Annotated in this window: 3 protein-coding genes; 1 reads left to right on the forward strand and 2 read right to left on the reverse strand. The window is 64.7% G+C overall.

What is annotated here, in order from left to right; genetic code table 11:
* Positions 1-204: 204 nt before the first annotated feature.
* Together RTH46_RS11485 and RTH46_RS11490 are read right to left on the reverse strand one after the other, a co-directional pair.
* Positions 205-1,620, reverse strand: coding sequence for an efflux transporter outer membrane subunit (locus RTH46_RS11485; protein ID WP_316905731.1), 1,416 nt, complete (start codon positions 1,618-1,620; stop codon positions 205-207).
* Between the two features lie 16 nt (positions 1,621-1,636).
* Positions 1,637-2,407: a helix-turn-helix transcriptional regulator gene (locus RTH46_RS11490; protein ID WP_279847153.1), complete on the reverse strand. Its 771-nt coding sequence runs from the start codon at positions 2,405-2,407 to the stop codon at positions 1,637-1,639.
* 415 nt (positions 2,408-2,822) lie between these two features.
* Here RTH46_RS11490 and RTH46_RS11495 point away from each other — a divergent pair, with 415 nt between their 5' ends.
* Positions 2,823-9,170, forward strand: a complete 6,348-nt coding sequence (locus tag RTH46_RS11495; RefSeq protein ID WP_316905732.1) for a non-ribosomal peptide synthetase — start codon at positions 2,823-2,825, stop codon at positions 9,168-9,170.
* Positions 9,171-9,350 lie beyond the last annotated feature (180 nt).

The following is a 9,350-nucleotide window of genomic DNA, read 5'->3' on the forward strand; positions in this document are numbered from 1 at the left end:
GAAATTCCAAGCATGGTCGTTACTGGCTACTTAGGGAGTGAAGCAACTTCTTGGCAACCACTGCCTATGATTCAAATGAGTGAACATCTGGTCGAGTTATATTTGGCGCCTATAAATTCGCGACAAAGGGGCAGGCCGCAATCAGATCTGTGAAGCGAAGCGTTGTCATCAGGCCCAAGTATCAAGTGCCATGAGTCGTCAGCGTTACCTCTGTGTGCTGGCCAACTCAGCGTCTTGCCACCCGCCACCAAGCGCCGCATAAAGATTGACCTCTGCCACTAACTGCGCCAACCGGTCACTGATCAACCCTTGCTGTGCGCTGAACAATGATCGTTGTGCGTCGAGAAAAACAAGGCTGCTGTCCAATCCAGTGCGATAACGGTTCTCGGCGAGGGTGTAGTAACGCTGGCTCGCCGCCACCAGTTCGCGCTGTGCCTGCAACTGCCGTTGGTAGGTTGCCCGTGCCGCAAGCCCGTCAGCGACTTCCTGAAACGCGTTCTGAATAGCCTTTTCGTATTCTGCTACCTGAATGTCCTTCTGCAATTGCGCATAGTCCAGGCTGGCCCGCAGGGCTCCGGCGGTGAAGATCGGCAGACTGATCTGTGGCTGGAACAGCCAGCTACCGCTGCCCGCGCCGAACAGGCCGTCAAGTTCGCGGCTGCTGCTGCCAGCGTTGGCGGTCAGGTTGATGCTGGGGAAGAACGCAGCCCGCGCAGCGCCAATGTTGGCGTTGGCCGCGCGTAGCCGATACTCGGCCTGGATGATGTCCGGACGGCGTTGCAGCAGGTCGGAGGGCAGGCCTGCCGGCATTTCGGCGATCTGCTCATCGGCCAGGGCCAGGACGGCCAGGTCATCGGCCACAGGTGCGCCTACCAGCAAGGTCAACTGGTTGAGGTCTTCGGCCACCCGCCGCTTGTAGCGCGCCACGGCGGCGCGGGTGCTGTCGACACTGGTGCGTGCCTGAATCTGGTCTAGCGCCGACACCGTACCGGCACGCCGCTGATTGCTGGTCAAGCGCAGGCTGCGTTCGTCGGCTGCCAAGGTATCCAAGGCCAGCGTCAGCAGTTCTTGATCGGCACGCCAGGTCAGGTAACCGCTGGCAACGCTTGCCACCAGGCTCAATTGCGTGCTGCGCCGGGCCTGATCGCTGGCCAGGTAGGTGAGTAGCGCCTGGTCGCTGAGGCTGCGCACCCGGCCGAACAGGTCCAGTTCGTAGGCGCTGACACCGAGTGTCGCCGCGTAGGTCGAGGAGATCATGCCTTGGTCGGTGCCGGTCATGCCGCGCGGCAGGTACTGGCGCTTGCCCTGTGCGTCGGCAGTCACTTTGGGGAACAGGTCGGCCCGCTGGATGCGATATTGCGCTCGATAGGCCTCCACATTGAGCGCCGCGGTGCGCAAGTCACGGTTGTTGGCCAGGGCATTGTCGATCAGCTGGCGCAATACCGGGTCATGGAACACCTGGCGCCAGTCCTGGACAGGTCGGTGTTCCAAGGCATTGCCCTGATAGGCAGGCCCCTGCGGGAACTGCTCGACCACCGGTGCCGACGGGCGCTGGTAGTCGGGAGCCAGGGAGCAGCCGCACACAAGTGCGGCGCAGAGCGTCAGTGTATGTCGGTGCATTGCGGGTCTCTTGGAGTCAGGCGCCTGCCATCCATCTGGCCAGGCCGTGGCGACCACTGATCCCCAACTTGGCGGTGGCGCGCTTGAGGTAGGTTTCGATAGAGCTGCTCTTCACGTTCAGCCGTTGCGCCATTTCAGGCACCGTGTCGCCGGTCAGCAACCCCAGGCAGACCTCCTGTTCGCGGGTGGAGAGCTTTACTGCCTCCTGAGCCACGCGCTCGGCGAAGGACTGGCGCAGCGAGCCGGCTTCCAGTTCTGCTGCAGGCCTGCCGGAGTGACGGGCGATACCTTGTCCCAGCCGCTGGCCGTGGTGCTCGACCAACGGCAGCAAGGCGTCGGAGAGGCTTTTGAGCTGCGACAGCTCCCCCAGGGTGAAAGGCCGCTGGCTGGGCAGGCGATGGAAGCAGATGACCCAGCGCCTGTCGCCGCTACGGGAAACCAGATGACACTGGTGGGCACTGTGGCTGTCGTGTGGTGGGGCCTTGAACTCGATCAACAGCGGGTCGGTCATCTGCATGATGCTGTGCAGAAACGGATCGCGCAGCGGGGCGGCACTTGGCGCCCGTTCTGCCCCGGCGTTCCCCAGTACCTTGATGTGGCTGACACTGACCTGGCGTGGGTCGAGCGTCCATTCGCTGAGGTCAAGCCTGTGAATTGGTACCTGGGCGTCGACCAGGCGAAACATCTGCTCGGCGAAATCATCGGCGCCGCTGCTGGCGATCAGTTCACCCAGTTGCAGATACAGATGGGGGTCGGGGCGCTGTTCGAGGCTGGCGTTCAGCTTCATATCCTTGTCGTCCTTGATTCAAAACGTTACGGCGGGTGGTCTCGCGATCGAGTCTCCGGGTTGCAAATGAGTGATGGCGGTATTCAAGCCCGCCTTGGAGGCGGCGTCTGTAATGGAAAACCGGGACAGAAAATGTCAGAAATTGCTGAACGATAAGTGGCTCAGCGCCCTGGGTTTCAGCAGCCATTCAGGCAAGTAGCCAGCGATTTGGCGTCATAAGCCCGGCGGTTCGCAGCGGATCCGGCACAATCGATTCAGGAGTAGGTCATTGGGGGCTGCTTCCCATGGCAAATCTCTTACAGGCTTTTCAGCTGCCGAGGATGGTGGCACCGGATGTCCGGGTTTCAGGGGCCATACAGGGTGGGATGGCGGTGCTTGAATCTGCGGATGATCAATCAGAAGGATCTGCCCCCTCATGCCAGCCGCCGAAACCTTTGCCCTGACTGCTGCCCAGCGCGATATCTGGCTGGACCAGATCAGCCACGGCGACTCGCCGCTGTACAACATAGGCGCTTATGTCGTACTGCAAGGAGCAGTGGATGTGGCGCGGCTGCAGGCCGCCCTGGCGCACCTTGTGGCCCTGCATGAAGGGTTGCGCACGGTGCTGGTGGCTGGGCATGGGGTGCCACGCCAACGCTTTGCCGAGAACGTGACGGTTGAACTAGCCGAGTACGACGTCCGCGCGACCGACGATCCGTTCGCAGCCGCCAAAGGCCTTCTGCACGACCAGATGCAAAAAGTGTTTGCCCTGGAGGGAGGCCCGTTATGGGGCGCGCAGTTGATCAGGCTGCAAGACCAGCGCTACCTGTTCGCCCTGCAGGCGCACCACTTGATCCTCGATGGTTGGGGCGTGGACCTGTGGTTCAAGCAAGTCGCTGATTACTATGGCTTGATAGGGCAAGGCTTACCGCTGCCGACCACGGCGCCGTCCTATCGTGAATTCATCGACGACGATGCCCAGTACCAGGCTTCGCCCCGTCATGGCAGCGACCGCGACTACTGGTTGGCCAAGTTCAGGCAGTTGCCCGATGCCCTGTTGTCGCCGCGTGAGCGTGGCGCGGTGTCGGCCGGCGAGCCGAGTGCAGTGCTCGAACAACCCTTCGATACGCGCCTGCTTGCGCGCATGCGGCAACTGGGCACGGACCTGCAGGCCTCGGCGTTTCATGTACTGCTGGCTGCGATGCACGTGTGCTGCGCGCGCACCTGGCAACGCGACGACTGGGTGGTTGGCTTGCCGGTGCGCAACCGTGGCAATGCCCGTCTCAAATCGACCATGGGGCTGTTCACCCAGGTCAGCGCCTTGCGCATGGACTTCGGACGCAACGGCTCGTTCGCCGAACTGGTGTGCGGCATCCGTGATGCCCTCAAGCGGGATTTTCGCCATCAGCGGTTCGCCCTTAGCGAGTTGAACCGCGCCCTCGGCGCGCTGCGCGAAGAACGGCCGCAGCTGTTCGAGCTGATGGCATCGTTCGAGGAAGACGGCAATGACCTGCGCTTTGGCGATATCAGCGGCCATACGGTGATGGTCTGCAATGGCCACGAACCCACGCCGCTCAGCGTCCACCTGCGCAGCAACCGCCACAGCGACAATGCCCACCTGCATTTGGTCTACAGCCGCGCCTGGTTCAGCGCGGACCAAGTCGAGGCATTGGCCGCCCGCCTGTTGCATGTGCTCGAGCAAGGGTTGCAGCAGCCCGGCTTGTGCATTGGCGCCTTTGACCTGCCGACCCCCAGCGAGCATGCGCAGCTGCAGCAATGGAACCGTTCGGCAGTGTCGCCCGGGCACGCTGAAGGGCTGATACACCGGCGTATCGAAGCCCAGGCCATGGCCAGGCCACAGGCGCTGGCAGCGCTGCACGAAGGCCAGGGCCTGAGCTACGGCGAGTTGAACCGGCGCGCCAACCACCTGGCGCAGCACCTGATCGGCCTGGGTGCCGGGCCTGACCTGCGTGTCGCGGTGGTCGCCCAACGTGGCCTGGATACCTTGGTCGGGCTGCTGGCGGTACTCAAGGCTGGGGCCGCGTATGTGCCGATCGACCCCGCTCACCCGCAGGAGCGCCTGGCCTATCTGCTCGAAGACAGCGCACCGCAAGTGGTGCTGAGCCTCTCACGGTTGAGGGGGCGGCTGCCTGCCCACGGCCTGCCGCTGATCGAACTCGACCGCTACCCATGGCCCGAAACGAGCGAAGCCGAACCTGCAGTTGCGCAGCTGGCGCCGCACAACCTGGCTTATGTCATCTACACCTCCGGCTCCACCGGCCTACCCAAAGGCGTGATGGTCGAGCACCGGATGCTGGCCAACCTGGTCGATTGGCACTGCGCCAGCTTCAACCTGGGGCCTGGCCGAAACCAGTCGAGCCTGGCCGGTTTCGGCTTTGATGCCATGGCCTGGGAGGTCTGGCCGACCCTGTGCAGCGGTGCGACGCTGCACCTGGCGCCGGTGCGCGACGGGGCCGAGGACATTGACGCCTTGCTGCGCTGGTGGCGGGCGCAGCCGCTGGACATCAGCTTCCTGCCGACCCCGGTGGCCGAACATGCCTTTGCCCAGGGCGAGCTGCACCCGACCCTGCAAACCCTGCTCATCGGCGGCGACCGCCTGCGTCGCCTGGCGCGCGAACGTCGCTACCGCGTCATCAACAACTACGGCCCCACTGAAGCCACGGTGGTGGCGACCTCGGGTCTGGTCGAGGCAGGCCGGCCGCTGCATATCGGTGGGCCGGTAGCCAACACCCGCCTGTACGTGCTCGACGAGCAGCGCCAGCTGTTGCCGATCGGCGCTGCCGGTGAGCTGTACATCGGCGGCAGCGGCGTGGCCCGCGGTTATCTGAACCGGCCTGAACTGACCGCTGAACGCTTTCTCGACGATCCCTTCAGCCCTGAGCCCGAGGCCCGCCTGTACCGCACCGGCGACCTGGCGCGCTGGCTGCCCGACGGCACCCTGGAGTACCTCGGGCGCAACGATGACCAGGTGAAGATCCGTGGCGTGCGAGTAGAGTTGGCTGAGATCGAGGCGGCCCTGGCCAGTCACGCTGCAGTGCGCGAATGTGTCGTGTTGCTGCGCGACGGCCAGTTGCAGGCGTGGTTCATCGGCGCAGCACCGGTGACCCCGCGAGTGCTGCATGAGCATCTGCGCGCGCAACTGCCTGCTGCCTTGCTGCCAGCCGCATATGTGGGCCTGGCCAGCTGGCCGCTCACCGCCAACGGCAAGCTTGACCGCCGCGCTTTGCCCGCTGCCGACGAGCCGGCCAAGGTGCGCCGAGAGCATGAGGAGCCCATGGGCGACATCGAGCAGCGCCTGGCACTTTTGTGGGCCGAGTTGCTGCAGGTCGAGCGGGTAGGGCGCCAGGACCATTTCTTCGAGCTGGGTGGCCATTCGCTGCTGGCGGTGCAGTTGATCGAACGCATGCGTCAGCAAGGGCTGCAAGCTGACGTGCAGGTGCTGTTCGGCCAATCGACCCTGGCCAGCCTGGCTGCCGCCGTGGTGGTGGGCGAAGCCGCAACGGTACCCGCCAATGGTGTGCCGTCGGGGTGCCAGCAGATTACCCCCGAGATGCTCAGGTTGACCGATCTCGACCAGGCTGCCATCCAGCGCATCGTCGCCACGGTGCCGGGCGGCGCAGGCAATGTGCAGGAGATCTACCCGCTGGCACCCTTGCAGCAAGGGTTGCTGTACCACCACGTGACCGATGAACAGGACCCTTATCAGCAGCAGGTGTTGTTCGCCTTTGCCAGCCACGCACAGCTACAGGCCTTTGCCGTTGCCTTGCAACAAGTAATCGATCGGCACGACATCCTGCGCACCAGCCTTCTTTGGGAAGGCTTGGAGCACCCGCAACAAGTTGTCTGGCGCAAGGCGCGCTTGCCGGTCGACAACTGGACAGCTGAACGGCCAGGTGACGATTGGGCAGCGCAGTTGCGCTGTGCCTACGATCCACAACGTCGGCCCCTGGATTTGCGCCAGGCGCCGATGATGGCACTGGTGACTGCTGAAGAGGCGGCGCAGGGCCGCTGGCTGGGGCTGCTGCGTTTTCACCACCTGGTCAACGATGCCGTTTCGTTGCAGGTACTGTTTGGCGAGCTCGATACGTTCATGCACGGCCGGGGCGAGCAACTGCCGCCGCCGGTGCCGTACCGCGACTATGTGGCGCTCAGCGGCGCTGACGAGCGCCAGGCCGGCCACGAAGCCTTTTTCCGCGATCAACTGGCCGGCGTCGAGCCGCCTGCGCCCGTTGCGGGGCTGGGCGGTGTCGCGGTAGACGAGCAGGACCTGCAGACCCATGCCGTGGCGCTTGACCCCGGCTTGACTGACCTGCTGCGCACTCAGGCACGTCAGCACGGCGTGGGCCTGCCCAGCCTGCTGCACCTGGCCTGGGCCCAGGTGCTCGGTAGCCTGTCAGGGCGCGATGAGGTGGTGATCGGCACCGTGCTGCTGGGCCGCGCCATGGCCGGCAAAGGCGCCGACCGCGCCCTGGGCATGTTCATTAACAGCTTGCCGTTGCGGGTCAGCCTGGCAAATCACTCACTGGGCCAGGCATTGGTTGAAACCCATGCACGCCTGGCCGCCTTGCTCGGGCACGAAGACGCGCCCTTGCTTCTGGCCCAGCGCTGCAGCGGGCTGCCAGCCGCCACGCCGCTGTTCAACAGCTTGCTCAACTACCGCCAAGGGGCATTGCCGCAGGGGCAGGTGCTGCCCGGTGTGGAACTGCTCGAAGCCAGCGAAGTGTTGAGCCACGGCCTGGTGCTGACGGTCGATGACCCGGGCAACACGCTGCACCTGGCGTTGCGCGCGCCATGTGCGATTGGCGCACCACGGGTGCTGGGCTATCTGCTGACGACCTTGCGCCAATTTGCCCAGAGCGCTGCAGAGCGCCCCCTGAATACCCTTTGCTGCGTGACCGCCGATGAACTGCAGCGCCTGTTGCACACCGTCAACCAGACCGAAGACCGGCAAAGCCCGCTGGATAGCACGCTGCCTGCACTGTTCGAAGCCCAGGTCCGGCGAACTCCCCTGGCTGTCGCGCTGCAGGCCGAAGACGCCAGCCTCGATTATCAGACGCTCAATGCCCAGGCCAACCGCCTGGCCCATCGCCTGATCGCCCTGGGCGTGGGGCCCGATACGCGCGTCGCCCTCTGCCTGGAGCGCGGTGTGTCAATGATGCTGGCGTTGTTGGGCGTACTCAAGGCCGGCGGCGCCTATGTGCCGCTCGACCCTGGCTACCCGGCTGAACGCCTGCGCTTCATGCTCGAAGACAGCGCGCCGAACGTGGTGCTGGTGCATGGCGCCACCCTAGGCCTGTTCGATGCGTTGCCGGTACCGGTGCTCGATCTGGACGGCGACAATTGGCAGGTCTGCAGCGCCGAAAACCCCAAGGTGACAGGCCTGGGCCCCAGGCAGCTCGCCTACGTGATGTACACCTCCGGCTCGACCGGCACGCCCAAGGGCGTGATGATCGAACACCGCGGGCTGTGCAACCTGATGCACTGGGGCTCGCAGATCTGCCCGCCGCAACCGGGTGATGCCTTGCTGCAACGGGCGCCCTACAGTTTCGACGGTTCGGTCTGGGAGTTGTTCTGGCCGCTCTGTGCTGGCCTGCGCCTGGTCCTGGCGCGCCCCGACGGCCATCGCGACCCCGCTTACCTGGTGCAGTTGATCCAGGCCCGGCAGGTCACGACGATGAAGTTCGTGCCGGCATTATTGCATCAGTTTCTCGAGCAGCCGGGCGTCGAACACTGCACCAGCCTGACCGACATTTTCTGTGGCGGGGGCGAGCTGACCCTGGCGCTGCTGCGCAACGTTCGTGAACGCTTGCCCCAGGTGCGTGTGCACAACGTTTATGGCCCCACCGAGGCGACCGTGGACAGCACCGCCTGGACCCTGCACGCACATGAGCCGCTTCCCGCACTGGCCCCACCCATTGGCCGGCCAATCGCCAACACTCGTCTGTACGTGCTTGACCACCACGACCGCCCGGTGCCACTGGGTGCGGTGGGACAATTACACATTGGTGGCGTCGGCGTCGCCCGTGGCTACCTGGGGCTACCGACGCTGCAGGCCGAGCGCTTCATTGCCAGCCCGTTCGTCGAGGGTGATCGCCTTTACCGCACCGGCGACCTGGTGCGCTACCGCCAGGACGGTGAGCTGGACTTTGTTGGCCGCAACGATTTCCAGGTCAAGCTGCGCGGGCTGCGGGTCGAGCTGGGCGAGATCGAGGCGGCGCTGGCAGCGCACCCAAGCGTTGGGCAAAGCGTGGTGCTGATGCGCGAAGAGCGCCTGGTGGCCTATTTCACCTGCCGCGATGGCTGCCAGGCGCCGGCGCTGGAGGTGTTGCGCAGCCACCTGCTCGCGCGCATGCCTGAATACATGGTGCCGCAGGCGTTCGTCGCCCTGGCGCAGTTGCCGTTGAGCGCCAACGGCAAGATCGACCGCAAGGCGCTGCCTGCACCCGGCGAGGATGCGGTGATCAGCCGTGAATTCCAGGCGCCGCAAGGCGAGCTGGAAGCCGCGTTGGCGGCCATCTGGACCGAGGTGCTGAAGATCGAACAGGTTGGGCGCCAGGACAACTTCTTCGAGCTGGGCGGGCATTCATTGCTGGCGGTAAGCCTGGTGGCGCGCATGCGCCAGGCCGGCCTGCATGTCGATGCCCGCACCTTGTTCAGCCAGCCGACCCTGGCGGGGCTGGCGGCCAGCACCCGCCGTGAGCAGCTTGAGGTGGTGATACCGCAGACCACCATTCCCAGCCTGGGTAAACGCAGGCGTCTCTGAGCCTATTGGGGCCGCTGTGCGGCCCATTCGCGGGGCAAGCCCGCTCCCACAGAGATCTGCCCTGCGCTCTACGCCAGACCTGGCTGCACGATTGTCCCCGCTTCCCATGTCAGACCGACCGGTCACGATCCTTTAGCGTGTCCCCGATTCCCATTTCCAGGCAAAGCAGGATGCTTACCG

The organism is Pseudomonas sp. zfem004 (assembly GCF_032621715.1).
GTDB lineage: Bacteria > Pseudomonadota > Gammaproteobacteria > Pseudomonadales > Pseudomonadaceae > Aquipseudomonas > Aquipseudomonas sichuanensis.

Excerpts from the sequence above, each read along its gene's own strand:
- RTH46_RS11485 (WP_316905731.1), bottom strand. The coding sequence starts at position 1,620 with ATGCACCGACATACACTGACGCTCTGCGCCGCACTTGTGTGCGGCTGC.
- RTH46_RS11490 (WP_279847153.1), bottom strand. The coding sequence starts at position 2,407 with ATGAAGCTGAACGCCAGCCTCGAACAGCGCCCCGACCCCCATCTGTAT.
- RTH46_RS11495 (WP_316905732.1), top strand. The coding sequence starts at position 2,823 with ATGCCAGCCGCCGAAACCTTTGCCCTGACTGCTGCCCAGCGCGATATC.